This is a genomic window from Micromonospora echinospora (assembly GCF_900091495.1).
Taxonomy (GTDB): domain Bacteria; phylum Actinomycetota; class Actinomycetes; order Mycobacteriales; family Micromonosporaceae; genus Micromonospora; species Micromonospora echinospora.
In genome coordinates this window covers 531,028-557,496 of the sequence record NZ_LT607413.1, presented here as the reverse complement: position 1 = coordinate 557,496, position 26,469 = coordinate 531,028, and the positions used below count along the sequence as shown (strand labels likewise).

Sequence of the window (26,469 nt, the reverse complement as noted above, 5' to 3'; positions counted from 1 at the left end):
TTCGGTGCGTGATGTCCCACCTCGACTCCTACGGCAGCATCGAGCCCCGCGGCAGGGACCGCGCGGCCCGTCCCGCCCTTCCGTGGCCGGAGCACGACCTGGGGCCCGGTAGCCAGGTCCGGCAGGCGTACGCCGACCAGCCCGTCGTGACCTGGACCCCCGAGGAGTACGACGAGGCGCGGACGGACGACCAGCCCACCCTCGTCCCCGGCCACCCGGACTTCGACCGGGCCTGGTCGACCGGGCCGGTGCCGACGACCGGTGGCCCCGACCCGCACCACCCGGCCGGGGCGGCCGGACCCGACCCGTACCCCGGGCCGGAGGGCGACCCGTACGCGGAGCCGGCTGACCCGGGACCGGACCCGGAGCCCGGGACCGCGCCGGACCCGTCGGCGTACGACCCGGTCCGTCCTGCCGGGACGGCGGAGCCCGCGCCGGAGCGTCCCCCGGGCCGCTGGCGTGGCCGGCGACGCCCGATCCGGGGCGGTGGCTCCGCCGCCGCACACGGCCGGTCCAGCCGGGCCGGCCGAAACCTGCCCGCCGCCATCGCGGTGGGACTCGCGCTCGGCGCGCTGATCCTGGTGCCGCTCTTCACGGTCATCGAGGCGTTCCTCGGCGTGCTGGCGGTGGCGGTGGCGGTCGGCATGTGGGAGATGGGCCGGGCGGTACGCCGTGCCGACGCCCGCCCGCCGATGGTCCCGCTGATCGCCGGTGGCGTGCTCACCGTCGGACTGGCCTGGTGGTCCGGGCCGGACGCGCTGATGCTGGGACTGCTGGTCACCCTGGCGGCGACGCTGGTGTGGCGGCTCGCCGAGGGCAAGGCCGGCCTGGGCCGCGACATGACCGCGGCCACCCTGATCGCCGTCTACGTGCCGTTCCTCGCCGGGTTCGCCGCGCTGCTCGCCGCCGTTCCCGACGACGGACATCTCCGGGTCCTGGTCACCCTGGTCGCGGTGGTCCTCTCCGATACCGGTGGCTACGCCGCCGGCGCCAACTTCGGCAAGCGCAAGATGGCCCCCACGATCAGCCCGAGCAAGTCCTGGGAGGGCTTCTACGGCTCGGTTGGTGCGGCGGCGCTCGGCAGCGCCCTGCTGATCTGGCTGCTGTTCGACGTGGCGCCCTGGTGGGGAGCCCTGTTCGGGGCGGCCGTGTCGGTCGCGGCGGTCCTCGGTGACCTCGCCGAGTCGATGATCAAGCGTGATCTCGGCATCAAGGACATGAGCAACCTGCTCCCCGGTCACGGGGGCCTGATGGACCGGCTCGACTCGATCCTCTTCGCCGTGCCCACGGCGTACCTGCTGCTCGCGGTCTTCGCGCCGGTGGTGAGCTGAGGCATGGATCACGGCGGGTTGCCGTCCTGGTCAGGGGTTCCGGAGGTGGCCGGACAGCGGCGGACGGGCCGGGGGCGGCGCGGGCGTGGGAGACTGGACAGGCCATGACGAGCCTGCCCATGATCCCGGTCGATCCGGACGCCGCCGCTGCCCGACGGGCCTCGCTGCCCCCACGCCACCTCGCCGACCTCGACCTCGAAGGCCGGAAGGCCCTCGTCGCCGAGCTGGGGGAGCCCGCCTTCCGGGCGCGGCAGATCTCCACCCACTACTTCGGGCGGCTGGTTCGGGACCCGGCGCGGATGACGGACCTGCCCGCGGCCACCCGGGAGCGGCTGGCCGACGACCTGCTGCCGAAACTGCTCACCCCGGTCCGTGAGCTGGCCTGCGACGACGGGGCCACCCGCAAGGCGCTCTGGCGGCTGCACGACGGTTCCCTGGTCGAGAGCGTCCTGATGGGTTACCAGGACCGGGTCACGGTCTGCATCTCCAGCCAGGCCGGCTGCGGCATGGCCTGCCCGTTCTGCGCGACCGGCCAGGCCGGCCTCACCCGGAACCTCTCCACCGCGGAGATTGTCGACCAGGCCGTCTACCTCGCCGGGGTGGCCGCCTCCGGGGTGGTCTCCGGCTCACCGGCCCGGCTGTCGCACGTGGTGTTCATGGGCATGGGCGAGCCGCTGGCGAACTACTCCCGGGTGGTCGCGGCGATCCGCCGGCTGACCGCGCCGGCCCCGGAGGGCCTGGGACTGTCGCAACGGCACATCACCGTGTCCACGGTCGGCCTGGTGCCCGCCATCCGCCGTCTGGCCAGCGAAGACCTCTCGGTGACCCTTGCGCTCTCCCTGCACGCGCCCGATGATGAGCTTCGCGACGAGCTCGTGCCGGTCAACCAGCGCTGGAAGGTCGCCGAGGTGCTGGACGCCGCGTGGGACTACGCGGCCCGGACGGGGCGCCGGGTGTCGATCGAGTACGCGATGATCAGGGACGTCAACGACCAACCCTGGCGGGCGGATCTGCTCGGCCGGTTGCTGGCCGGCAGGTTGGCGCACGTGAACCTCATCCCGCTCAACCCGACCCCCGGCAGCCGGTGGGACGCCAGCCCCAAGCCGGTCGAGCGGGAGTTCGTCCGGAGGCTGCGCGAGGCCGGGGTCTCCACCACCGTGCGCGACACGCGTGGGCGTGAGATCGACGGCGCGTGTGGGCAGTTGGCCGCAGCCGAGGGGGAGCAGGACGGGGCGACGGCGTGACGGGGCGTAGCGAACTGAACCAGGAGACATAGTGGCGAGTCAGGGTCAGCGTTTCCGGCGAAAGGCGCTCCGCCGGGGCTACAAGGTCGACGAGGTGGACGCCTTCCTGGACCGGGTCGAGGCGACCCTCGCCGGCGAGCCGGTCGGCGCGCCCGTGGCCTCCCAGGAGGTGCACGACGTCGTCTTCCGGGTTCGCTTCAACGGGTACGACGAGTGGCAGGTCGACCTCCACCTGGACCGGGTCGAGCGGCAGCTCGCCGAGCTGGAGGAGCGCGGCGGGGCCCTCCCCGCCCGGTCCGGCGACCGCATGGGCCCCTCTGACCATTTGGGCCCCCCTGACCATTTGGGTCCGCCGGATCGGATGGGTACCCCGGAGCACCGCATGGGCCCCCCTGACCGCATGGGCCCGCCCGAGCACCGTATGGGTCCGCCGGATCGGATGGGCCCGCCCGAGCACCGCATGGCCCCCCCTGACCGGATGGGCCCGCCCGAGCACCGCATGGGCCCGCCGGACCGGATGGGTCCCCCCGACCGTCTGGGTCCGCCGGATCGCATGGGCCCGCCGGACCGGATGGGCCCGCCGGATCGCATGGGTCCCCCCGACCGTCTGGGTCCGCCGGATCGCATGGGCCCGCCGGACCGGATGGGCCCGCCGGATCGCATGGGTCCCCCCGACCGCTTGGGGCCGCCGGACCGGATGGGTCCCCCCGACCGTCTGGGCCCGCCGGACCGTATGGGGCCGCCAGACCGTCTGGGTCCGCCGGATCGCATGGGCCCGCCGGACCGGATGGGCCCGCCCGACCCGATGGGGCCGCCGGACCGGATGGGGCCGCCGATGCGTGACGAGCGCGGCCGGCCCGTTCCACCGCCGCTGCCGCCCCGGCCGATGCCCGCGCAGCCCAACCCGGGCGACCGGTACGGCCGGTACGAGGAACAGACCGGCGCCTTCCCCGGCGGCTACGACGCGCCCCGGGAGGACTATGACGCGCCGCCACGCAGTCATGCCGCGCCCCCGCCCGGCCACGGTGGTCCGCCGCCCCGTGGTCTTCCCGCCGGCCCAGGCGGCGGGTACGGGCCGGACGACCGGTTCGACGGGTTCGAGGCGGGCCGGCGTGGCCGGGCGGACATGACGGCCGAGATCCGCATGCCCGAGCGGGACCTACGACGTGGCCCGGCCGGTCCGCCGCCCGGGATGCCCCCGGCGTTGCCGGCCCAACCGGCCAGTGGCCCCCCGATGGGCGGCCCTCCGCCGATGGCCGGCCCGCCCGGGAGTGACCTCCACCGGGTGGACCAGATCCGGCGCGGATTCCAGGTGCGGCGGTTCGGCAGCGGGTACGACCCGGATCAGGTGGACCGGTTCTTCGACAGCCTGCTCGGCGGCATGTCGGGGCGGGGCCCGATGCCGGTCAACCCGAAGGACCTCGACAGCATGCGCTTCCCGCTCGTTCCGGGCGGCTACTTCGAGGCGGAGGTCGACGCGGCGCTGAAGGACGTCCAGGACATCCTGCTCGGCCGCTGACCGGGCCGAGCCGGACGCCGGAGCGGTGATCCCGGGAACGACGACCGAGGGCCCGCCCCCGAGTGGGGGCGGGCCCTCGTCACGTCGTCCGGGTCGCCCGGCCGGCGGGTCGCCAGCCGGTGGGTCAGGACCGCAGGCCGTTGCGGCGCAACACCACGTCGCCGATGACGATCAGCAGCAGCAACGCCGCACCGACGATCAGGAAGATGTCCTCGACCCTGCCCTCGTGGTTGCCGCAGATCATCGCCAGCATCGCCAGCGCGGTGAGGACCGCGCCGATCTGACCGGCCTTGCGGTACCCCGGCTTGTGCTGGTCTGGCGACGTTACCGGCTCGCTTCCTGCCACTGTCGGTCCTTCCCTCGCGATCGGATCTCCGGTTAGTCTGGCACGCCCCGGACCGGGCCCGGCGCAGGGTCCGGCGGCGGCCATCATCACCCGCCCCGCCCGGCCGGTCGGCGCGTTCCGGTCGGCCTTCCCGCCCCGGCTCGCCCGGTCGAGGCTGATGCACCCCGGCGACCGGGCCGAAGGGCACTACCGGCGTCGCGGTTCGAGGGCCACAGTCACTCCGGTAGCGTCTTGTCGTACACCTTGGTTGTCGTTTTGAGGGGGACTGTACGGTGCGAGTGACCGGTACGGGGCATGCCAGCATGCGAATCGACACGGCTGCGGGCAGCATCCTCTGCGACCCCTGGGTCAATCCGGCGTACTTCGCCTCCTGGTTCCCGTTCCCGGACAATTCCCAGCTCGACTGGGAGACCCTCGGCCAGGTCGACTACCTCTACGTCTCGCACCTGCACCGGGACCACTTCGACGCCGCGCACCTGAAGCGGTTCGTGTCGAAGAAGGCGACCGTGCTGCTGCCCGCGTTCCCCACCTCCGAGATGGAGGACGAGCTGCGTGAGCTGGGCTTCACCAGCTTCCTGCGGACCCGTAACGAGGAGGTGCACGAACTCGACGGCGGGCTGAAGATCATGATCCAGTCGCTGACCAGCCCGACCGACGGGCCGATCGGTGACTCCTCGCTCTGGGTCGAGTACGACGGCGTCCGCCTGCTCAACCAGAACGACGCCCGCCCCACCGACCTGAGCCTCTTCACCGAGCTGGGACACGTGCACGCGCACATGCTCCAGTTCTCCGGGGCGATCTGGTACCCGATGGTCTACGAGCTGCCGCAGGCCGCCAAGACCGCCTTCGGCAAGCAGAAGCGCGACCGGCAGTTCGACCGCACCTGGCGCTACATCGACGACCTGAAGGCCGACCACGTCTTCCCGATCGCCGGGCCGCCCTGCTTCCTCGACGACGAGCTGTGGCAGTTCAACGACATCCACGGCGACGAGGGGAACATCTTCCCCGACCAGTCGGTCTTCCTCTCCGAGTACGCCAAGGTCGGCGGCACCAACGGGGTGGTGCTGCTGCCGGGCAGCGTCGCCGAGGTCACCACGGAGAGCTGCGAGACGACCCACCCGGTGCCGGTCGACGAGTTCTTCGCCAACAAGGTCGCCCACCTGGAGGAGATGCGGGAGCGCAAGCGCCCGGTCATCGAGGCGGAGAAGGCGTCCTGGCGGCACCCGGAGATCGACGTCCTGAAGGAGATGAAGCGCCGCGTCGAGCCGCTGCTGGAGGAGTCGGTCTACCTGGCCAAGGGCGTCGGCGGCCCGGTCCGTTTCGACCTGGTCGGCTACGACGGCGAGTCCGTCGAGTCCATCGTGGTGGACTTCCCGGGCAAGGAGGTGCGGCCGTACGCGGACGAGAAGGTGCGGTACCGGTTCCGTACCGAGCGTGCCCTCATCGAGCACCTGCTGCACATCGGCGAGGTGGACTGGGTCAACTCGCTCTTCCTCTCCTGCCGTTTCTCGGCCGCCCGGATCGGCCAGTACAACGAGTTCGTCTACTCGTTCTTCAAGTGCCTCTCCCGGGAGCGCCAGCAGTACGCCGAGGGCTGGTACGACGAGCACGAGCGCACCAGCGACGCCGAGGACGTCACCCTCGGCGACTGGGTGGTGCAGCGCCGCTGCCCGCACCTGAAGGCGGACCTGACCCGGTTCGGCGTGGTCGAGGGCGACCAGCTCACCTGCCAGTTGCACGGCTGGAAGTTCGACCTCGCCAGCGGCCGCTGCCTGACCAGCGTCGGCCACAAGATCCGCGCCCACCGCGCGGACGCCCCGGCCACTCCCGCCTGACCCACCGGCCGCGTCCGCTCCACGCGGGTGCCGCTGCGCGCGGAGCGGACGCGGACCTGGGTCGGTTGTCCACTTCGGTGAGGACGCGGGCGTGGGTCAGGTGGCCAGGTCGGTGAGGATACGGCGGGCGGCGTTGTGGCCGGCCGCGCCGATCACGCTGCCCGCCGGGTGACAGCCGGCGCTGCCGGCGTACAGGCCGTCGACACCGGTGGCGTACGGCATGCGGTCGGTGAACGAGACCGTGTTGTCGACGTGGTGGATGTGCCCGCCGGTGATCCCGAAGTGCGCCTCGATGCCGGGTGGGGTGAGCGGCACCGCGTCGGCGATCAGGTCACCGGTGCCCGGGGCGTACCGCTCGCAGAGCGCGACCAGCTGCGCCACGTAGCCGGGAAGGGCGTCGTCCCAGGTGGTGCCGGCCAGCTCGTACGGCACGGACTGCACGAACAGCGCCGACGAGTGGTGCCCGGCCTCGTCGCGTAGCGACGGGTCGACCGTGGTGTGCAGGTACCACTCGACGGTCGGCTCGGCGGGCAGTCGCCCGGCCCGCACGTCCGCCCACATCTCGCGGAGCGCGGTCATCGGCGAGGTGGCGTCCCCGCCCACCAGGGAGGCCGAGCCGGGGAGCAGGTGGATCGTGGAGCCGAACGGGCTCGGAGCGTCCGCCGGCAGGCAGGAGAAGCGGGGCAGCCCGGTCAGCGCCAGGTTCACCTTGAGCGTGCTGCCGGTGCGGCGGACCGCCGTCATCCGCTCGGTGAGCGGGGCCGGCAACGCGCCGTCGGGCACCAGCTCCATCAGCCGGTACGGGTCGCAGGCCCCGAGCACCACGGGGGCGTCGACCGTCCGGCCGTCGGCGAGCGCCACGCCGGAGACCGCTCCGCCGTCGAGGAGGACGGCGGCGACCGGCGTACCGGCGAGGATGGTGGCCCCGGCGGCGCGGGCGGCCTCGGCGAAGGTCCGGGAGACGGTGCCCATCCCACCCTCGGCGATCATCCAGGTGCCGTCCGCGCCGGGGAGGCGGCACATGTTGTGCACCAGGAAGTTGTGCCCGGTGCCCGGGTCGTCCGGGCCGGCGTTGAGGCCGGAGAGCCCGTCGGTGACCGCGTACATGCTGACCAGCAGCTCGGAGCGGAACTCGAACCGGGCCAGGTAGTCGGCGACGGAGCCGCGCACCAGGTCGACGAAGGTCCGGCGCAGGGCCGGGCGGACGTACCGTTCGGCGGTCTCCTCCACCGGCAGCGGCTCGGCGAGCCAGGCCGGGGCGAGATCGTCGCGGAGCGCGGCCAACTCGGCCTGCATGGCGTCGTCGGCGGCCACATCGGCGGGGGAGAAGAACTCCGCGAGCTGCGCCCGGGTGGCCGCCCGGTCGCTTCCCATGAGCAGGTACGGCGAGCCGGGCCCGCCCGGGGTGGGCAGGAAGTAGTGCGGGTCGCGGCGCAGCACCGGGATGCGCACGTCGAGGGTGGCGAGCAGCTCGGGCGGCATCAGCCCGAGCAGGTACGAGCCGGTGGAGTGGCGCAGGCCGGGGACCTTCGGGAACGGGTTCTCCGTCCGGGCGGCACCGCCGATGACGTCGGCGGCCTCCAGCACCACCACGTTCAGGCCGGCGCGGGCCAGCAGGACGGCGGAGACCAGACCGTTGTGTCCGGCTCCGACGATCACGACGTCGGCGCGGGACGGCAGCTCGGATGTCATGTCCGGGCAGCCTAGTGCGATCCGGCCCGGCGCGGGGCGACGCGGACCGCGGCCCCGGTCGCCCCGTCCCGCTCGGCGGCGGGGCTGAGCTGGGCGACGAAGGTGGCCAGTTCGGTCTCGAAGAGGGCCTCCGGTTCGGTGACCGCCCAGCGCAGGTGGTCGAAGACCTCCATCGCGATCAGGCCGTAGATCCGCGTCCAGCCGCTGAGGAAGGCGTACGCGACCTCCAGCGACAGGTCACCGTGGCTGCGCCGTAGCGGGGCGAGCCGGTCGCCGAGGTGTTCCTCCAGGAACTCCCGGGGCGGGGTGCGCAGGCCGGCGCGCTCGGCGATCGCGGCCAGCGGGCGGACGAACACCGTGCCGAGCCGCGCGCCGGGGTGGTCCTCGTCGCCGCACGCGTCGGTGAACTCCTCCAGCCCGGGCACCGGGTTGCCGAAGATCAGGGTGAACTCGGCGCGGTTGCCGACTCCCCAGCGGCGGAACGCCCGGCTCATGGCGAGCAACTGGTCGAGGGGGTCGTCCCCGGCGGCGTCCCGGGCCGCCTCGACGGTCAGCCGCAGCTCGTCGTAGAAGTCCGCGGCCAGGCCGGCGACGAGCGCCTCCAGGCTGGGGAAGTAGCGGTAGATCGCGGGGGCGGTCATGCCCATGTCCCGCGCGATGGCCCGGAGCGAGACGGCGTCGAGTCCACCCGTCACCAACAGCCGCCGTGCGCCGTCCTTGATCTCGGAGACGGTGGCCGTACGGAGGCGTTCTCGCCGACTCGGTGGGGTCATTCCGGGCAGGGCTCCTTGACGGTCGAGAACGCCGTTGCGTAGGTTAACGGTGCTTACTAGTTAACGGTGTTCACTCGAGTGATCGATAGTTACATCCTACGACCTGGCGGTCGGTGAAGGGAGACGCGATGTTCGCCTGGTGGGGGCGGATGGTGGTGCGGATGCGCTGGGGAGTTCTCGCTGCCGCGCTTGCCCTGGTCGTGGTCGGGGCCACCTGGGGTGCCTCGGTCTTCGGCCAGTTGACCGGCGGGGGCTTCGACGACCCGGCCAGTGAGTCCAGCCGGGCGCTCACCCGGATCAACGAGGAACTCGGGCCGCAGGGCGCCGACGTGATCGTCCTCTTCTCCGACGACGCGACCACCGTCGACCAGCCGGCCTTCCGGGACCCGGTCACGGCGACCCTCACCCGGCTGCGCGAGCACCCCGAGGTGCGCCAGGTCACCAGTTGGTACGAAACCCAGGCGCCCACCCTGGTCAGCGACGACCGGCGGGCCACGTACGCCCTGGTGCAGCTGCGCGCCACCGACGAGGACGACAAGACCGCCGCGTACGACGATCTCGTCCCGGCCTTCGACACCCCGGGGGTGCGTACCGAGACCGGCGGCACGGTTCCGTTCCTGCACGTGGCGAACGAGCAGACCACCGAGGACATCACCAAGGCCGAGATCCTCTCCATGCCGGTGCTGCTGGTGCTGCTCATCCTGATCTTCCGGGGCCTGGTCGCCGCGATGACCCCGCTGCTCATCGGCGGGCTGGCCATCCTCGGCGCGTTCATCGCGGTACGCCTGCTGAACATGGTCACCGAGGTGTCGATCTTCGCGATCAACGTGATCACGCTGATCGGCCTCGGTATGGCGATCGACTACGCGCTCTTCGTGGTCAGCCGGTTCCGGGAGGAGTTGGACGCCGGCCGGGACGTCCGCTCGGCCATCGCGCGGACCATGGCCACCGCCGGCCGGACCGTGCTGGTCTCCGGGGTGATCATCGCCCTGGCCATGTCCAGCCTGCTGATCTTCCCGATGGCCTTCCTGCGCTCCATGGCCCTGGGCGGGATGGCCGCCGTCCTGATCGCCATGCTCGCCTCGCTGACCGTACTGCCGGCCCTGCTCGTGGTGCTCGGGCCACGGATCAACGCGTTGCGCGTACCGCTGCCGAGGAGGCGGCGGCGCGCGGAGCCGGCGGTGACCGGTGGCGCCTGGGCCCGGATCGCGCGCAGCGTGATGCGCCGCCCGGTGCCCTACCTGCTCGGGGTCCTGGTGGTGCTGGCGGTGCTCGCGGTGCCGTCGTTGCGGATGGAGTTCGGCGGGTTCGACGAGCGGGTGCTGCCGGCCGGCTCGGAGCCCCGGGTGGTCGCCGACCGGATCAGCGAGGACTTCCCGGGCGGGACGGTCGCCCCGATCGACGTGCTGGTCTCCGGCACCCCGGTCGAGCAGGTCCAGCCCTTCGCCGACCGGGTGGCCGGGGTGGACGGCGTCACCGGGGTGACCGTCGCCGCCAACCAGGGCACCTCGACCCTGCTCAGCGTCACCTACACCGGCGAGCCGACCGGTGACGTCGCCCAGGACGCGGTCCGGGCGATCCGGGACCTGCCCGTGCCGGAGGGCGCGGAGGTTCTCGTCGGCGGGCGTCCCGCCGCCGACCGTGACCTGCTCGACAGCCTCTCCGCCGGGCTGCCCTGGATGGCGCTGCTGATGGCGGTGGCCACGCTGGTGGTGCTCTTCCTCGCCTTCGGTTCGGTGGTGCTGCCGGTCAAGGCGGTGCTGATGAACCTGGTCTCGATCGGCGCGTCCTTCGGCGTGGTGGTCTGGATCTTCCAGGACGGGCACTTCGCCGACCTGCTCGGCTTCACACCGACCGGGTTCGTCGAACCGAGCAACCCGATCTTCATGTTGGCGGTCCTCTTCGGTCTCGCCACCGACTACGAGGTCTTCCTCCTGTCCCGGGTGCGCGAGGAGTGGGACCGCACCGGCGACAACACCGCCTCGGTCGCCGCCGGCCTCCAGTACACCGGGCGGATCATCACCGCCGCCGCGCTGCTGCTGATCGTGGTGGTGGCCGGTTTCGCCACCGGCGGGATGGCCTACATCAAGCTGGTCGGCGTCGGCATGATCGTCGCCATCGTGGTGGACGCCACGCTGGTCCGGGCGCTGTTGGTGCCGGCGAGCATGCGGTTGCTCGGGCGGTGGAACTGGTGGGCCCCCGGCCCGCTCGGACGGGTCTACCGCCGCTACGGCCTCCGCGAGTCGGAGTCCGGCGACGAGGAACCCGCCCCGGCCGGTGATCGTCACGCCGCGTTCACCCGATAGGGACTGCGATCAATGCCCCGGCGGCCGTAGTGTCGTCGGGGCATTGACGTTTATCTCTGGAGGTAACCGTGGAGCGTCGTACCGTCCTGCGCGCCGCCGTCCTCGGCGCGGGCACCGCCACCTTCGCCGGAGCCCTCTGGCAGCAGGCCTTCGCCGCCGTCGCCCAGCCCGGACCCAGCCCGTACGGGAACCTGCTCCCCGCCGACGCCAACGGCGTCGAACTCCCCGCCGGCTTCACCAGCCGGATCATCGGCCGCTCGGGCCGGGTCGTGGCCGGCACCGGCTACCTGTGGCACCCGGCCCCGGACGGCGGGGCCTGCTTCCCGACCGCCGACGGCTGGATCTACGTCTCCAACTCCGAGGTCCCGCTGGTCGGCGGCGCGTCGGCGGTGCGCTTCCGGGCCGACGGGTCAATCGCCTCGGCGTACCGGATCCTCTCCGGCACCAACATCAACTGTGCCGGTGGGGCCACCCCGTGGGGCACCTGGCTCTCCTGCGAGGAGGTGCCGCTCGGCGTGGTCTACGAGACCTGGCCGGACGGCAGCCGCGCCGGGGAGGAGCGCAGCCGGATGGGCCGCTTCAAGCACGAGGCCGCCGCCTGCGACCCGGACCGGCGGGTGGTGTACCTGACCGAGGACGAGGGGGACGGCTGCTTCTACCGGTTCGTCCCGGACGTCTGGGGCGACCTGCGCAACGGCCGACTCCAGGTGCTCTGCGCCCCGGCCGACCAGGTCGCCGGCCCGGTCGCCTGGGCCGACATCCCGGACCGGGACGGCATCCCCACCGCCACCCGCAAGCAGGTCGACGCGGCGAAGCACTTCGCCGGGGGCGAGGGCTGCTGGTACGACCGGGGCGTCTGCTACTTCACCACCAAGGGCGACAACCGGGTCTGGGCGTACGACGCGGTCAACCAGCGTCTCGACCTGGCGTACGACGACTCGCTGGTGCCGGCCGGCACGGCACCGCTGACCGGCGTGGACAACATCACCGGCAGCCGGGGCGGTGACCTGTACGTGGCCGAGGACGGCGGCAACATGGAGATCAACGTCATCACGCCCAGCGGGGTCGTCGCCCCGTTCCTCCGCCTGCCCGGCCAGTCCGAGTCGGAGATCACCGGCCCGGCCTTCTCCCTGGACGGCCGCCGCCTCTACTTCTCCTCCCAGCGCGGCCCCGGCGGCGGCATCGCCGGCACCGACGGCATCACCTACGAGGTCACCGGCCCCTTCCGTCCCTGACCGCTCTCCCTCCCCGGTCGTCGACCAAGGAGTTCGCGTCCGGTTGCCTGGGTGCCTGGGTGCCTGGGTGCCTGGGTGTCTGGGTGCCTGGGTGTCTGGGTACCTGGGTGCCCGGCTGCCTGGTTGCCTCGTTGTCTGGCTGTCTGGCTGTCCGGTTGCCCGGCTGCGGGCGACGTGAACTCCTTGGTCAACCACGGGTTCCGCGGCGGGCCCGCCAACGGGACAGGGCGAGGGTGGCCGAGTAGCCGGCCAGCACGATCACGTGGAAGAGGTAGAGCCAGAGCAGGACGGCGACGCCACCCCCGATCGCGTCGAAACCGCCGAACGGGACACCGAGGTCCAGGGGGAGCGAGCAGAACAGCACGAAACCGTGCAGGAACCCGGAGAGGTTCGCGGCGGTGAACGAGCCCACGCCCAGCGCAGAAAGCCAGTCCGGCGTGGCCGGCCCGACCACCCGGAACACCCAGAGCAGCACCGGGGTGAGCACCAGCCACACCGACAGGAACGACAGGACCACGCCGAGCGCCCCGACCAGCCCGCCCTGCCGGACCAGCCCGGTGGTCAGCGGCAGCGCCACCAGGATCGACAGCAGCAGCGCGGGGGCGAGGGCGAAAAGCGGCAGCAGCAGGAGCCGGCCGCGCCAGCCGACCAGGGACTCGGTCGGGTCGGGCGGGGTGGCGACCGAGACGAACGCCCGGCGGAAGCCCTCACCGTATAGCGACGCCGGCAGCAGGGAGGCGAGCGCGAAGAGCGGAGTCAACGCCAGTCCGCCGTCGACCAACGCGGCCAGCGCCCGGTCCGCACCGATCTCGGTGGGCAGGGTCTCCACCGCGTACGACGTGAGCCGGTGCACCCGGTCCGCCCCGACGGCCAACCCGGTCAACCAGACCGCCAGCAGCGCGACCGGCACCACCGCGATCGCCCCGTAGAACGTGATCGCGGCGGCGTGCAGCGACAGGTCACGGCCCCGTACCGGCCGGAAGGCGGCCCGGCTGATCCGTTTCGCGCGCTGCCATCCGCTGCCCATCGCCGGCTAATTCCCCACCGGGAGCCGGCGCACGCATTACGATCCCGCGTCATGGCGGTGATCACCGAGACGGAACGTTTGCTGGTCCGCCCCTGGACGCGGGAACCGGCCGACCTGGCGAGTCTCTACGACATGTACTCCCGGCCCGAGATGATGCGCTTCTTCAACAACGGAACGCCGCTCACCGATCCCGAGCAGGTGGTCGAGATGCTGGACCGCTGGGAACTCCGTGGCTCCCGCGACGGCTGGTACGACATCTGGGCGGTCGAACTGCGCGACAGCGGACAGGTGGTCGGCACCACCATGATCAAGCAGTTGCCCGGCCCGGACGACCCGGTGCTGAGCGACGACATCGAGGTGGGCTGGCACCTGCACCCTGACCACTGGGGCAACGGCTACGCCACCGAGGCGGCCCGGGCGCTGATCGAGCGGGAGTGGGCGCACACCTCGACCGAGCAGATCTACGCCGTGACCGACCCGGGCAACGAGGCGTCGAAGGCGGTCACCCGTCGGCTCGGCATGAGCTACCTCGGCCGGCGCACCGACTGGTACGGCGGCACCGAGGTCGACGCCTTCGTCCTGCACCGCCCGACGCTGCGCTGACCGACCGGCCGGTCGACGCGCGGCCCGCCTCTCCGGAGCCCCGGTCGGCGACGGCGTCTTCGTCCGAGCGCCGAGCGTCGAGCGAATCTTGGACAGTTACCGTCGTATTCGGACGGTAACTGTCCAAGATCTGCGTAAGGCGGTCGGGCGCATCAACCGAAGGCTCGGACGCTGTTCCAGTTGTCCCCTTCCCTCGGCGTCGAGGAGCGCCAGTGCGTCACCTTTGACCCGCTCGGCCAATTGACCGAGGCGTGGACCGCCAAGGACCAGGCCTCCTGCCTGGTTGGGCCGATCAGCGGGGACGGCACCGTGAACGCGGGCGCCGGCACCGACGGCTCGGGCTACTGGCAGGAGTACGAGTACGACCTGCTCGGCAACCGCTCCGAGCTGGTGGAGAAGGACCTCGGCGGCGACACCGCCAAGGACGCCACCACCACGCCGCGCTGGGTGCCAACATGCAGACCAACGCCGGCTTCCTCGGCGCGGCCCGCGACGACGCCTCCGGCTACACGCCGCTCGGCGCCCGTCTGTACGACCCGGTGGTGGGCCGGTTCCTCTCCGCCGACCCGGTCCTCGACCTGGCCGATCCGCTCCAGTCCAACGGGTACGCCTACGCGCACAACAACCCGGTGACGCACTCGGACCCGACCGGTCTGTCGGTGACGCTGACCGCCTCGGAGACGGCGGCGGCTCTGGCCGGCGCGGGCCTGTCGGCGGCGATGGTGGCCCAGGCGCAGGCCAACATGGGCCGCTCGCTGACCTCGGTGATCCTGGAGTCCGCCTGGTACGTGCTCAAGGAGTTCATCGGCATCAACGACGCCATGAACTGCTTCGGCGGCGACATGTGGGCATGCGGCAGCCTGATCATCGGGGCGATCCCGTGGACCAAGGTCGCCAAGATTCCGGCGGTCCTGAAGGCGGTCAACCGGACCATCTCGGCGATCCAGGCGTGGCAGGCGGCGAAGAAGGCGGCCGAGGCGGTGCTGGCCGCCGCCAAGGCGGCGGAGGCCGCGGCGCTCAACGCCAAGAAGCTGGCGATCGAACGGGCGAAGAAGGCCGCCCAGGCGGCCAAGAAGAAGGCCGCCGAGAAGGTCAACACGACCAGCAACAAGGCGGTCAACAACACCAAGAAGACCGGTAACCCGACCCAGAAACAGGCCCAGTCCAAGTCCAACCCGAAGGGCTCCTCCGCGAGTTCGTCCGGTGGGAGGTCCGGCGGGGGCGGCAAGGGCTCCGGCGGCGGTAAGGGCGACGCCAAGCCCGGCGGGTCGTCGGGCGGCTCCTCCCGCGGCAACGGCGGATCCAGCGGCGGTTCCTGCAAGATCGACAGCAACAGCTTCGTCCCCGGCACCAGGGTCGTCATGGCCGACGGGTCCACGAAGCCGATCGAGGACGTGAAGCCGGGTGACAAGGTCCTGGCCACCGATCCCGAGACGGGCCGGACCGAGATCGAGACGGTCAGCGCGACGATCAAGGGCGACGGTGTCAAGCACCTGGTGAAGGTGACCATCGACACCGACGGCAAGGAGGGCTCGGCCACGGCCGAGGTCACCGCGACCGACGGTCATCCGTTCTGGGTTCCGGAACTCGGTCAGTGGGTCGACGCGGCCGACCTGCGGTCGGGCCAGTGGCTGCGGACCAGCGCCGGCGTCCACGTCCAGATCACGGCAGTCGCACGATGGACCACCTCGCGGGCCACGGTCCACAACCTCACCGTCGCGAACGTCCATACCTACTACGTGGCGGCCGGTCACACCCCGGTACTCGCACACAACTGTGGTGGTTCGTCGCGGCCGGACCAGGCGTCTCTGCAGGGGCGGGTCGACTCCATGGCGAGCCTCATGGGGGTGGGTGCCGCATACCGGACCGTGGGGGGCCTGCACGTCGTGGAGGGGATCGACCTGTTCGCGGTCGGCGCGAGGTCGGAGATCTCCGGGCGTCAGATGGGCCTGATGGACGTCGACGACGAGGCGTTCCGGGTGTACCCCGGCCTCCCCAAGGTCCAGGGGAACGAACTTCTTCTCGGGCGCAACCACGCTGAAGGCAAGTTGATCACCGAGGCCATGAATCTGGGTGTCGAACCGAAGTTGCTGATCGCCAGCAGAATCTTCTGCGACGACTTCTGCGCGCCCCTGATCGAACGGACAGGTGGACGTATCCTGACGCCCACGGTGGCGAAGTGGGGTAAGTGATCATGCAGGAGTCAGTCCGTTCCGCTGATCGGCATCACGTCGACAGTTCTCTCTCGGTGGCAGTCGCCACCCGCGTTACCTCGGTCATTCCGGTCTTCTTCGGTCGCCTGGCCGGGGTCGCCTACTCCGACACCTTCGACATCAACCAGGGAATCGAGTCGAAGTGGCGTGAGCTCGGGGGTGCGCCGCCCTCGGGCGACCTGGAGCAGCAGGTCGTGGCAAATCTGCCACGTTTCCGGGACAGGGCGTTGGGCTCCGGTGTGGCGGGGGCGGCTGTGGTGGCCGCGGCGATCGATGTCGTGACGGCTCTGCTCGCCCCTCTTGAGGAGGGGCGGGACCGCCTGCCCCAGGTCTCGGCCGGTGCGCTGCGGGTCGCCCTCGGCATGGACGGGATCTCGCCGCCCCCGACAGGTGCCACCAGTTGGTTGGCTTTCGAGCTCAGGGGCCAGGCCGAGCTTGTGGATCTGGTGGGTCCACGAGGTGAGGGTGTGTCGCAGGACCTGCTGTTCGAGGTGCGGAACGAGTCCGGCGCGCAGTCGATGACCTACCGCAACGCGATGAAGGCGCTACTCCGTCCCTAGCGGTGCCGAGGGCAACCGTCGTGCCCAGAGTTGTCCGAGCGGGCGTGCCGGCGGCGGTGACCGCCGCCGGCACGCCTCGTGCCGGGCGTGGAGACCGCCAGGCCCGCGGGTCGCTCCCGGGCCGTACGGGCTCGGGGTTGTTGTGGTGCGCGGGTTCGTCTCTTCGTCGCATCGTCCGTTCAACGTCCGCGATCGCCCCTCCCGTTCGCCGCCGACCCGGCTGACCTCCTCGACGAGGAGGCGTCGCAGGAGGGCGGGGCGGCCCGGAGGAACCGGACGACGTGGAGGCCGAGGCTCCCGGCGGGCGGTTCGCACGGCTGGGGAAGAATGGCCGGGTGACTTCTCCCCGGAGCCTCGTCCTGCTCGGTTCCACCGGTTCCATCGGCACCCAGGCCATCGACATCGTGCGACGCAACCCAGACCGCTTCCGGGTGGTGGCGCTCGGCGCGGGTGGCGGCAACGTCGCGCTGCTCGCCGCCCAGGCGCTCGAACTGGGCGTCGAGGCGGTCGGGGTGGCCAAGGCGTCCGCCGCCCAGGATCTCCAACTCGCGTTCTACGCCGAGGCGAGCCGACGCGGGTACGCCACCGGTGACTTCCGGATCCCGAAGATCGTCGCCGGGCCGGACGCGATGACCGAGCTGGCGCAGTGGCCCTGCGACGTCGTACTCAACGGGGTGGTCGGTTCGCTCGGGCTCGCGCCGACCCTGGCCGCGCTGCGCGCCGGGCGTACGCTCGCGCTCGCCAACAAGGAGTCCCTCGTCGCCGGCGGCCCCCTGGTGAAGGCCGCCGTCACGCGGCCGGGGCAGATCGTGCCGGTGGACTCGGAGCACTCGGCGCTCGCCCAGTGCCTGCGCTCCGGGTCGCGGGGCGAGGTGCGGCGGCTGGTCGTCACCGCCAGCGGTGGTCCGTTCCGGGGCCGGCGGCGCGACGAGCTGACCCAGGTCACGCCGGATCAGGCGCTCGCCCACCCGACCTGGAACATGGGGCCGGTGGTCACCATCAACTCGGCCACGATGGTCAACAAGGCGTTGGAGGTGATCGAGGCGCACGAGCTGTTCGACGTGCCGTACGCCGACATCACCGTGATGGTGCACCCGCAGTCGGTGATCCACTCGATGGTCGAGTTCGTCGACGGCTCGACGATCGCCCAGGCCAGTCCGCCGGACATGCGGCTGCCGATCGCGCTCGGCATCGGCTGGCCGGACCGGGTGCCGGACGCCGCGTCGGCGGTCGACTGGACGACCGCGCACACCTGGGAGTTCACCCCGCTCGACGACGAGGCGTTCCCGGCGGTCCGGCTGGCCAAGGCGGCCGGCGAGACGGGTCGGTGCCGTCCGGCCGTCTACAACGCGGCGAACGAGGAGTGCGTGGCCGCCTTCGTCGCCGGTCGACTGCCCTTCCTGGGCATCGTCGACACCCTGGAGCGGGTGCTGGAGGAGGCTCCCGACTTCGACGAACCAGGTACCGTCGAGGACGTGCTCGGCGCGGAGTCCTGGGCGCGCGCGCACGCGCAGCAGATCATCGCGGCGTCGGTGGAAGGAGCTTGATGGCGTACCTGCTCGGGGTGGTCCTGTTCGCGCTGGCCATCCTCGTCTCGGTCAGCCTGCACGAAGCGGGGCACATGGCCACCGCCAAGGCGTTCGGGATGAAGGTCACCCGTTACTTCGTCGGCTTCGGCCCCACCCTCTGGTCCTTCAAGCGGGGCGAGACCGAGTACGGCATCAAGGGCATCCCGCTCGGCGGCTTCTGCAAGATCGTCGGAATGACCCCGCAGGACGACGACGTCGACCCGGCCGACGAGCCACGGGCGATGTGGCGGTACCCGGTCTGGAAGCGGACCATCGTGATGGGCGCCGGTTCGGCCACCCACTTCGCGCTCGCCGTCGTCGCCCTCTGGCTGGCCGCCGTCTTCATGGGCCTGCCGAACCCGGACTTCCCGACCACCGAGGAGCAGGCCCGGCAGGAGCCGGCGGTCATCGCGCTCGGCGAGTGCGTGGTGCCGGAGAACACCGTCCGCGAGTGCACCCCCGCCGACCCGGCCAGCCCGGCCGCACAGGCCCAGCTGCGCAGCGGCGACCGGATCACCTCGCTCAACGGTGCCCCGATCGACAACTACGGGCAGCTGCTCGTCGCGTTGCGGGCCGCCGCCCCGGGCAGCACCGCCGAGATCGGTTACGTCCGCGACGGCCAGCCGGCCACCACCCGGGCCACCCTCGCCACCACCCAGCGTCCGCCGCTCGACGACGCGAAGGGCCCGGTCGGGCCGGTCGCGGCGCTCGGCGTCGGCCTGCGTCCCAGCACCCCGAACATGGTCACCTACGGTCCGGTCGACGCGTTCGGGGCGACCGCCGAGTACACCGGCAACATGGCCGTCGGCACGTACGAGGCGATGAAGCGCATCCCGGAGAAGGTGCCCGCCCTCTGGGACGCGATCACCGGCGGCGAGCGGGACATGGACACCCCGATCAGCGTGGTCGGCGCGAGCCGGCTCGGTGGCGAGGCGGTCGCCAACGACGCCTGGGAACTGTTCGTCATGCTCTTCATCTCGCTGAACTTCTTCGTCGGCGTGTTCAACCTCCTGCCGTTGCTGCCGCTGGACGGCGGCCACATCGCCATCGCCTGGTTCGAACGCGTCCGTTCCTGGCTCTACGCCCGGTTCGGCAGGGCCGACCCCGGCCGTGTCGACTACCTCAAGCTCATGCCCGTCACGTACGCGGTGATCCTGGTCGGTGGCGTGTTCACGCTGCTGACCATCACGGCGGACGTCGTCAACCCGATCACGCTCTTCTCAAGGTGAGTGCCTGAAGTGACCGCTGTCAGTCTCGGTATGCCCGTCGTGCCGCCCCCGGCCCTGGCGCCCCGCCGCGCCAGCCGGCAGATCATGGTCGGCCCGGTGCCCGTCGGCGGTGGCGCGCCGGTGTCCGTTCAGTCGATGACCACCACCCTCACCTCCGACGTCAACGCCACGTTGCAGCAGATCGCCGAGCTGACCGCGTCCGGCTGCCAGATCGTCCGGGTGGCCGTGCCCAGCCAGGACGACGTGGAGGCGCTGCCGGCCATCGCGAAGAAGTCGCAGATCCCGGTGATCGCGGACATCCACTTCCAGCCGAAGTACGTCTTCGCGGCGATCGACGCCGGCTGCGCGGCGGTCCGGGTCAACCCGGGCAACATCCGCCAGTTCGACGACAAGGTCAAGGAGATCGCCAAGGCGGCCGGCGACGCGGGCGTGCCGATCCGGATCGGCGTGAACGCCGGCTCGCTGGACAAGCGCCTCCTCGCCAAGTACGGCAAGGCCACCGCCGAGGCGCTGGTCGAGTCGGCGCTCTGGGAGTGCTCGCTCTTCGAGGAGCACGGCTTCCGGGACATCAAGATCTCGGTCAAGCACAACGACCCGGTGGTCATGATCCGGGCGTACCGGCAGCTCGCCGAGCGGTGCGACTACCCGCTGCACCTGGGCGTGACCGAGGCCGGCCCGGCGTTCCAGGGCACCATCAAGTCGGCGGTCGCCTTCGGCGCGCTGCTCGCCGAGGGGATCGGCGACACGATCCGGGTCTCGCTCTCCGCCCCGCCGGTCGAGGAGATCAAGGTCGGTAACCAGATCCTGGAGTCGCTCGGCCTGCGTGAGCGTGGTCTGGAGATCGTCTCCTGCCCGTCCTGTGGGCGGGCCCAGGTCGACGTCTACAAGCTCGCCGAGGAGGTCACCGCCGGCCTGGAGGGGCTGCCGGTGCCGCTGCGGGTGGCCGTGATGGGCTGCGTCGTCAACGGCCCGGGGGAGGCGCGCGAGGCCGACCTCGGCGTCGCCTCCGGCAACGGCAAGGGGCAGATCTTCGTCAAGGGCAAGGTCGTCAAGACGGTGCCCGAGGCGCAGATCGTGGAGACCCTGATCGAGGAGGCCCTGCGGATCGCCGACGAGATGGGCGCGGAACTGCCGGACGACCTGCGCGACCTGGTCGGCGGCGCGACGGTCACCGTCCACTGAACCGCGCCCGAACGTGTGACGGCCCAGCGGCCCACCGCCGTCGGGCCGTCGCGCGTCCCGGCGGGCTCGCCACTCGACCGGCGCGACAGCGCTCACATCTGGCAGGCTGGTATCCGTGCTGACGGTGCCGGTGCGGCAGTTGGGCGAGTCGGAGCGCCGTGTGGTCGAGCGGCTGCTCGACCGCGACCCCTACGCGGGGGCGCAGGTGGCCGAGCGGGTCGCCGCCCGCGGGCTGGCCTGGTGGCGGGCGGAGGGACGGATCCTCGGGTACGGTCCACGCCGGCACGTCGAGTCGATCTGCTGGCTGGGCGGCAACCTGACCCCGGTGCTGGCCGACCAGTCCGCCGTCGCCGCCTTCGCCGACCTGCTCTGCGGCGAGGAACGGATCTGTTCGTCGATCGTCGGGCGGGCGGACGCCGTCCTCGGTCTGTGGGACCGGCTCTCCCCGTGCTGGGGGCCGGCCCGGGACGTCCGCCCCAACCAGCCCCTGCTCGCCACGGACGCGCTGCCCGGCGTACCGGTCGACCGGGAGGTCCGGCAGGTCCGGGCCGGTGAGATCGACGTGCTCTTCCCGGCGGCGGTGGCGATGTACACCGAGGAGGTCGGGGTGTCGCCCCTGGTCGACGACGGTGGTCGCAGCTACCGGCGGCGGGTGACCGAACTGGTCCGCGCCGGTCGGGCGTACGCCCGGTTCGTCGACGGCCAGGTGGTGTTCAAGGCCGAACTGGCCGTGGTGACCCCGCGCACCGCCCAGGTCCAGGGGGTCTGGGTCGACCCGCGGTGGCGGGGACGCGGGATCGCCACGGCGGCGATGGCGGCCGTGGTGCGCCACGCCCTGCTGCGGGTCGCGCCGACGGTGAGCCTGTACGTCAACGACTTCAACCTGCCCGCGCGCCGGGTGTACCAGCGGTGCGGCTTCCGGCCCGTCGGCACCCTCGCCACCGTGTTGTTCTGAGCCGAACCCGACCTCTGCCGGTGGCGTAAATGCGTTGAGCTGTCGCCCGTCGCCGGAGAGGCTGGACGTTCCGCCACCCGGGACCGGAGGATTTCCTTCCATGCGTCTGCTCCGCGACCTGTGGGTCACCTCGCCCCGCCGGGTGACGTTCGTGGCCGTCCTGATCGTGCTCGGCGCCGCCGGACAGGCTGCTGCCGCCGCCCTGGCCGGGCCGGTGCTGGTGCACCGTTCCGGTCTGCTCTTCGTGGTGCTGGCCGCCGCGCTGGTCGCCGTCGTCCTCGCCGACCTGGTGATCAACCTGGTGATGGCGGGGCTCACCGCCGACTGGACGGCGGACGTGCGGCGGCGGCTGTGCCGGGTCGCGTTCGGCCAGGACCTGCCGACCCTGGAGGGCACCCCGGTCGGCGAGCTGCTCGACCGGATCGACGGTGACGTCTACCAGGTCGGCGCGGAGGTGCGTCACGTCGGCGTCCGGCTGACCCAGGCGCTGGCCACCGGCGTGCTCTCCACCCTGGTCGCCCTGTTCGTCTGGTGGCCGGCCGGGATCGGCATGCTGGTGCTGACCCTCCTGCTGGTGTTCCTGCTGCGCGGTCCGACCTCGCGGATCGCCCCGGCCCGGATGGCCGAGGAGGAGGCCTGGTCCGACCTGGCCGCGGTGCTGGAGGAGGCCATCCACGGCCAGGACGACGTCCGCACCACCCTGGCCCGGCCGTACGTGCTGAAGCTCTTCGCCCAGCGGGCGTCCCAGGTGCTGCGCAAGGGCGAACGGGTGTGGAAACTCACCGCCCAGGTCAGCACCGCCGCCACCGTGGTCACCCGGTTCGGCATCGCCGCCGTGGTCCTCGCCGGCGGCTGGGCCCTGGTCACCGGTCGCGTCGACGGCGCCCGGCTGACCGCCATCTGGTTGCTCGTGCTCGGGTTCGGCGGGACCGTCGAGCAGGTCACCCGGATGGTGCCGCAACTCCAGGCCGCCCTCGGCGCGTGGGCCCGGGTACAACTGCTCGCCGACGCCCGACAGGAGCCGACCGGGGGGTCGTCCCCGGTCCCGGGCCGGCTGGAGATCCGGGGTCTGACGTTCCGCTACCCGACCAGCGAGGGCGCTCGCGGGCCGGCCCTGCGCGACGTGCACCTGACCTTCGTTCCGGGGCGGTCGTACGCGGTGGTCGGGCGCACCGGATCGGGCAAGTCGACGTTGGCCAAGGTGCTGTCCCGCGCCGTGGACCTGCCCCGGGGGACGGTCCGCCTGGCCGGTGCGGACCTGCTCGACCTGGACGTCGAGCAGCTGCGCCGGTTCGTCGCCGTGGTGCCCCAGCGCACCGAGATCCTCGCCGGGACGCTCGCCGAGAACGTCGCGCTCTTCGACCCGGACCTGCTTGACGCCGCCGGCCGGGCCCTGCACGAGCTGGGCCTGGACGGTTGGGTCGCGGAGCTGCCGGCGGGCGTGCAGACCCGGCTGGGCGAGGGCGGGTACGTCCTCTCCGCCGGCCAGGAGCAGCTCGTCGCGTTCGCCCGGATCCTGGTCCGTGACCCGCACGTGGTGATCCTCGACGAGGCGACCGCCCGGCTCGACCCGGTCACCGAGGCACGGGTGCAGCGGGCCACCGAACGCCTGCTCACCGACCGGATCGGCATCGTCATCGCGCACCGGCTCTCCTCGGTCCGACGCTGCGACGAGGTGGTGGTGCTGGCCGACGGCGCGGTGGTGGAGGCCGGGCCGCTGCACGAGTCGGAACGCTTCGCCCGGCTGCTCGCCGCGAGCCACACCAGCGCGTACGACGATCCGCCGGGCTCGACCGGCGGCGGCGAACGGGTGCTGGTGCCGGCCGGGGGTGGCCGGGACAGCCGCAGCGACGCGACGGCCGACGGGAGCGCGTCCGCCGGTCGGGAGACGTTGCCCCGGTCGGCGGTGGCCGTGGCGGAACGCCCGACGCCGGCCGACGCGGCCGTGCCGACCGCCGACGCGCCACCGGAGCCCGTGACCCCGCCGGCCCGGACCGTACGGGAGATCCTCCGCCTGGCCGTCAACGACGGCCGGTACGGCATGTTCGCGCTGGTGCTGTTCACCTTCTCCTCGATCCTCGGGCTGGACGGCGCGGTGCTGCCCTGGCTCTGGGCGGGCGTGGTGGACGACGTCGGCACGATCTGGCTGCCGGCCGCCGGTATCGTCGCCGCGCTCCTGGTCACCCTGCCGGTGCCCTACCTGACCAACCTGTGGTTCCCGCAGTGGTGGGTCCGGCAGAGCCTGCGGATCAGCGCCCGGCTGCTGTACGGGCAGACCGGCGCGCGCCGGGTCAGCGGACACACCCCCGCCGAGGTGGTGGCCCAGGGCGGCGACACCGAACGGGTGGTGCAGCTCGCCGACAACGTGATGGACAACGCCACCAGCATCGTGCTGGTGGTGGCGATGACGGCGGTCTCCGGCAGCGTCGTACCGGGGCTGTTCTTCCTCGGCACGATGGTGGTCTCGGCGCTCGCGGCCACGCTGTTCGGGCCCCGCCTGGAGCGTTCCGCGCGGGCCACCGTGGCGGCTCGGGCGGCCTTCGCCACCGCCCTGGTGTCGTCGCTGTCGGCGGCCCGGACGGTGAAGCTCGCCGGGGCCACCGGCCCGGTGCTCGACCACCTCTCCACCCTGGACACCGTCCGCAGCGACCGGCAGCGGCGGGAGATCAGGGTGCAGGTGTGGTCCCGGTCGACCCCCTCGGTGGTGAGCGGGCTGCTGCCGGTCGGCGCGTGGGCGCTCTTCCTCGCCGGTGGGCTGTCGTCGGGCGCGACCCTGGTCGCCGTCTCCACCCTGGGCGCGGCCCGCTGGTTCGCCTGGACCACCGCGTCGCTGATCGCGCAGTACCCGTCGGCCCGGGTGTGGACGAAACGGACGGTGGCGATGACCGGCATGGCGGCGTACTCGGCGGCGGTGCCCGGACTCGACCTCTCCGCCGGCACCGCGCCCGCGCCGGAGCCGGCCCCCCGGCACCCGCTGCGCGAGCTGACGCTCACCGGCTTCTCGGCGGTGCACGAGGACGGCACGGTCGCGGTCCGCGACGTCGACCTGACCGTGGAGCGCGGCCAACTCGTGCTGGTCGTCGGGCCGGTCGGCGCGGGCAAGTCGTCACTGCTGCGGGCGCTGGCCGGCATCGTGCACCACACCGGCGGCCTGGCCTGGAACGGGGACCCGGTGACCGAGCCGGAGCTGTTCCTCCGCCCCAACCAGGTCGGCTACGTCAGCCAGCTGCCCCGGGTGCTCTCCGGCACCGTGGTCGACAACATCACCCTCGGACACCGCGTGGACGCCACCAGCGCGGTCGCCACCGCGCAGCTCGACCACGACCTGGCGGCGGCCGGCGCCGGGCTCGGCCTGGTGATCGGACACAAGGGCACCCGGCTCTCCGGCGGGCAGTTGCAGCGCCTCGCGCTGGCCCGCGCGCTGGCGCCCCGTACCGAGCTGTTGATCGCCGACGACGTCTCCTCCGCCCTGGACGTCACCACCGAGCTGGCGCTCTGGTCGGCGCTGCGGGCCTCCGGGGTGACGGTGGTCGGGTCGACGTCCAAGCGGGCGGCCCTGCTTCAGGCCGACCACGTGGTGGTGCTGGTCGGCGGGGAGGTGGTCGCCCAGGGGCCCTGGCACGACCTGGCCGACCGGTGGTCCCACCTGGCCGGCTGACCCGACCGGCGCCGGCCCTAGCGGGACCGGCGCTGGTCGGGGCCGCCGCCGGGCCGACGGTCAGAAGGCGCGGGCGTAGGGATCGGGCCATTCCGGGGCGGCACCGAGCTTCGCCGCCGCCCGTCGCGGCCAGTACGGGTCACGCAGCAGTTCCCGGCCCAGCAGCACCAGGTCGGCCTCACCCTCGGCGACGATCCGCTCCGCCTGCTCCGGTTCCACGATCAGGCCGACCGCGCCGGTGGGCACGACCGCGTCCCGGCGGATGCGGGCGGCCAGCGGCACCTGGTAGCCCGGTCCGACCGGGATCCGGGCGTCCGTCGAGGCCCCACCGGAGGAACAGTCGACCAGGTCCACCCCGGCGGCGGCCAGTTCCCCGGCCAGCACCACGCTGTCGTCGACCGTCCAGCCCCCGTCGACCCAGTCGGTGGCGGAGATCCGGGCCAGGACGGGGACGTCCTCGCCGACCGCCGCACGTACCGCACGGGCCACCTCGACGGTGAGTCGCATCCGGCTGGCCCGGTCACCGCCGTACCCGTCGGTGCGGTGGTTGGTCAGCGGGGAGAGGAACTCGTGCAGCAGGTACCCGTGTGCCGCGTGGATCTCCACGGCGGCGAAGCCGGCGTCCACGGCCCGTGCCGCCGCCACGCCGAACGCCTCGACCACCGCCTCGATGCCGGCGGTGTCCAGGGCGGTGGGGGTCCGGTACCCGGGCACGAAGGGCTCCGCGCCGGGGCCGACCGGCGTCCAGCCGCCGTCGGCGTCCGGGACCCCACCGCGCCGTGCCGCCCACGGCCGGTACGTGGACGCCTTGAACCCGGCGTGCGCGAGCTGGACGGCCGGCACCGAGCCCTGCCGGGTGAGGAACTCGGTGATCGGCCGCCACGCGTCGACCTGCGCGCCGGACCAGATGCCGGTGTCCTGCGGGCTGATCCGGCCCTCCGGCACCACGGCGGTGGCCTCGGTCAGCACCAGGCCCGCGCCACCCACGGCACGGGCCCCGAGGTGCACCCGGTGCCAGTCGTTCGGCCGGCCGTCGGCGTCGGCCCGGTACTGACACATCGGGGCCAGGCCGACGCGGTTGGGCAGTGTGACCCCACGCAGCGGCAGAGGGGTGAAGAGAGCGCTCATCTCGGTTCCTCTCGGGGATGGGGTCGCCCTGCCGGCGGGCTGTGCGGTTGCTGCGGCCTGGGTGG

General features: G+C 72.4%; 18 protein-coding genes and 2 pseudogenes. 15 read left to right on the top strand and 5 right to left on the bottom strand.

From position 1 onward, the window contains the following. The first annotated feature begins 11 nt into the window (after positions 1-11). The 4 genes and pseudogenes from GA0070618_RS02500 (at position 12) to GA0070618_RS35440 (ending at position 4,094) form a co-directional block, all read left to right on the top strand. Positions 12-1,331, top strand: coding sequence for a phosphatidate cytidylyltransferase (locus GA0070618_RS02500; protein WP_088980175.1), 1,320 nt, complete (start codon positions 12-14; stop codon positions 1,329-1,331). Between the two features lie 104 nt (positions 1,332-1,435). After that, on the top strand, positions 1,436-2,575 hold the full coding sequence (gene rlmN, locus GA0070618_RS02495) for a dual-specificity RNA methyltransferase RlmN (protein ID WP_088980174.1): 1,140 nt from the start codon (positions 1,436-1,438) through the stop codon (positions 2,573-2,575). Positions 2,576-2,606: 31 nt separating this feature from the next. Beyond that, positions 2,607-2,786: pseudogene (locus GA0070618_RS35445) on the top strand (DivIVA domain-containing protein); the annotation flags it as partial. A gap of 378 nt (positions 2,787-3,164) precedes the next feature. Continuing rightward, complete coding sequence (locus GA0070618_RS35440) at positions 3,165-4,094, top strand: cell division protein DivIVA (RefSeq protein WP_249030847.1); 930 nt, start codon at positions 3,165-3,167, stop codon at positions 4,092-4,094. A gap of 124 nt (positions 4,095-4,218) precedes the next feature. Here the strand turns inward: GA0070618_RS35440 and GA0070618_RS02485 are convergent, their stop codons facing one another. Beyond that, complete coding sequence (locus GA0070618_RS02485; protein ID WP_231931579.1) at positions 4,219-4,440, bottom strand: DUF2631 domain-containing protein; 222 nt, start codon at positions 4,438-4,440, stop codon at positions 4,219-4,221. A gap of 272 nt (positions 4,441-4,712) precedes the next feature. On the opposite strand from GA0070618_RS02485, the gene GA0070618_RS02480 reads away from it, so the two are divergent. Further along, a complete protein-coding gene (locus tag GA0070618_RS02480; protein WP_088980172.1) occupies positions 4,713-6,275 on the top strand; it encodes a Rieske 2Fe-2S domain-containing protein in 1,563 nt (520 codons plus the stop codon). Between the two features lie 96 nt (positions 6,276-6,371). On the opposite strand, the gene GA0070618_RS02475 is transcribed toward GA0070618_RS02480, so the two are convergent. Together GA0070618_RS02475 and GA0070618_RS02470 are read right to left on the bottom strand one after the other, a co-directional pair. Beyond that, positions 6,372-7,967, bottom strand: coding sequence for a phytoene desaturase family protein (locus tag GA0070618_RS02475; RefSeq protein ID WP_088980171.1), 1,596 nt, complete (start codon positions 7,965-7,967; stop codon positions 6,372-6,374). 11 nt (positions 7,968-7,978) lie between these two features. Then, the gene (locus GA0070618_RS02470; RefSeq protein ID WP_088980170.1) at positions 7,979-8,740 is read right to left on the bottom strand and encodes a TetR/AcrR family transcriptional regulator; all 762 of its coding nucleotides are present in this window, start codon (positions 8,738-8,740) and stop codon (positions 7,979-7,981) included. 128 nt (positions 8,741-8,868) lie between these two features. Here GA0070618_RS02470 and GA0070618_RS02465 point away from each other — a divergent pair, with 128 nt between their 5' ends. Beyond that, positions 8,869-11,046, top strand: coding sequence for an MMPL family transporter (locus GA0070618_RS02465; RefSeq protein WP_088980169.1), 2,178 nt, complete (start codon positions 8,869-8,871; stop codon positions 11,044-11,046). Positions 11,047-11,114: 68 nt separating this feature from the next. Beyond that, positions 11,115-12,281, top strand: a complete 1,167-nt coding sequence (locus tag GA0070618_RS02460; RefSeq protein ID WP_088980168.1) for an alkaline phosphatase PhoX — start codon at positions 11,115-11,117, stop codon at positions 12,279-12,281. 187 nt (positions 12,282-12,468) lie between these two features. On the opposite strand, the gene GA0070618_RS02455 is transcribed toward GA0070618_RS02460, so the two are convergent. Beyond that, entirely contained in the window at positions 12,469-13,308 is an 840-nt protein-coding gene (locus tag GA0070618_RS02455) for a YhjD/YihY/BrkB family envelope integrity protein (protein ID WP_088980167.1), read from the bottom strand. Between the two features lie 51 nt (positions 13,309-13,359). Between GA0070618_RS02455 and GA0070618_RS02450 the strand changes: the two genes are divergently transcribed. From GA0070618_RS02450 to GA0070618_RS02415, 8 genes and pseudogenes are all read left to right on the top strand, one after another. Further along, positions 13,360-13,911 (top strand): GNAT family N-acetyltransferase, encoded by a 552-nt coding sequence (locus GA0070618_RS02450; RefSeq protein ID WP_088980166.1) that lies wholly within the window; start codon positions 13,360-13,362, stop codon positions 13,909-13,911. 437 nt (positions 13,912-14,348) lie between these two features. Beyond that, positions 14,349-16,103, top strand: a pseudogene (locus GA0070618_RS34215) (RHS repeat-associated core domain-containing protein); the annotation flags it as partial. Further along, positions 16,100-16,684 (top strand): hypothetical protein, encoded by a 585-nt coding sequence (locus tag GA0070618_RS02440; RefSeq protein ID WP_088980165.1) that lies wholly within the window; start codon positions 16,100-16,102, stop codon positions 16,682-16,684. The pseudogene GA0070618_RS34215 and the gene GA0070618_RS02440, both read left to right, overlap by 4 nt. 335 nt (positions 16,685-17,019) lie before the next feature. Then, positions 17,020-18,231, top strand: a complete 1,212-nt coding sequence (gene dxr / locus GA0070618_RS02435; protein ID WP_088985236.1) for a 1-deoxy-D-xylulose-5-phosphate reductoisomerase — start codon at positions 17,020-17,022, stop codon at positions 18,229-18,231. Next, a complete protein-coding gene (locus GA0070618_RS02430) occupies positions 18,231-19,481 on the top strand; it encodes a M50 family metallopeptidase (protein WP_088980164.1) in 1,251 nt (416 codons plus the stop codon). Before dxr ends, GA0070618_RS02430 begins: the two co-directional genes overlap by 1 nt. Positions 19,482-19,490: 9 nt before the next feature. After that, positions 19,491-20,663 carry a flavodoxin-dependent (E)-4-hydroxy-3-methylbut-2-enyl-diphosphate synthase gene (gene ispG, locus GA0070618_RS02425; protein WP_088980163.1) on the top strand — a complete coding sequence of 391 codons (1,173 nt, stop codon included), beginning with the start codon at positions 19,491-19,493 and terminating at the stop codon, positions 20,661-20,663. 115 nt (positions 20,664-20,778) lie between these two features. Then, complete coding sequence (locus tag GA0070618_RS02420; protein WP_088980162.1) at positions 20,779-21,618, top strand: GNAT family N-acetyltransferase; 840 nt, start codon at positions 20,779-20,781, stop codon at positions 21,616-21,618. Between the two features lie 100 nt (positions 21,619-21,718). Continuing rightward, complete coding sequence (locus tag GA0070618_RS02415) at positions 21,719-25,276, top strand: ATP-binding cassette domain-containing protein (protein WP_088980161.1); 3,558 nt, start codon at positions 21,719-21,721, stop codon at positions 25,274-25,276. 60 nt (positions 25,277-25,336) lie between these two features. Here GA0070618_RS02415 and GA0070618_RS02410 read toward each other — a convergent pair whose 3' ends face one another. Further along, positions 25,337-26,404: an NADH:flavin oxidoreductase/NADH oxidase gene (locus GA0070618_RS02410; protein ID WP_088980160.1), complete on the bottom strand. Its 1,068-nt coding sequence runs from the start codon at positions 26,402-26,404 to the stop codon at positions 25,337-25,339. Positions 26,405-26,469: the final 65 nt, after the last annotated feature.

Coding starts and splice junctions, on each gene's coding strand:
- GA0070618_RS02500 (WP_088980175.1), top strand. CDS start 12: ATGTCCCACCTCGACTCCTACGGCAGCATCGAGCCCCGCGGCAGGGAC.
- rlmN (WP_088980174.1), top strand. CDS start 1,436: ATGACGAGCCTGCCCATGATCCCGGTCGATCCGGACGCCGCCGCTGCC.
- GA0070618_RS35440 (WP_249030847.1), top strand. CDS start 3,165: ATGGGTCCCCCCGACCGTCTGGGTCCGCCGGATCGCATGGGCCCGCCG.
- GA0070618_RS02475 (WP_088980171.1), bottom strand. CDS start 7,967: ATGACATCCGAGCTGCCGTCCCGCGCCGACGTCGTGATCGTCGGAGCC.
- GA0070618_RS02470 (WP_088980170.1), bottom strand. CDS start 8,740: ATGACCCCACCGAGTCGGCGAGAACGCCTCCGTACGGCCACCGTCTCC.
- GA0070618_RS02465 (WP_088980169.1), top strand. CDS start 8,869: ATGTTCGCCTGGTGGGGGCGGATGGTGGTGCGGATGCGCTGGGGAGTT.
- GA0070618_RS02455 (WP_088980167.1), bottom strand. CDS start 13,308: ATGGGCAGCGGATGGCAGCGCGCGAAACGGATCAGCCGGGCCGCCTTC.
- GA0070618_RS02450 (WP_088980166.1), top strand. CDS start 13,360: ATGGCGGTGATCACCGAGACGGAACGTTTGCTGGTCCGCCCCTGGACG.
- GA0070618_RS02430 (WP_088980164.1), top strand. CDS start 18,231: ATGGCGTACCTGCTCGGGGTGGTCCTGTTCGCGCTGGCCATCCTCGTC.
- GA0070618_RS02415 (WP_088980161.1), top strand. CDS start 21,719: ATGCGTCTGCTCCGCGACCTGTGGGTCACCTCGCCCCGCCGGGTGACG.
- GA0070618_RS02410 (WP_088980160.1), bottom strand. CDS start 26,404: ATGAGCGCTCTCTTCACCCCTCTGCCGCTGCGTGGGGTCACACTGCCC.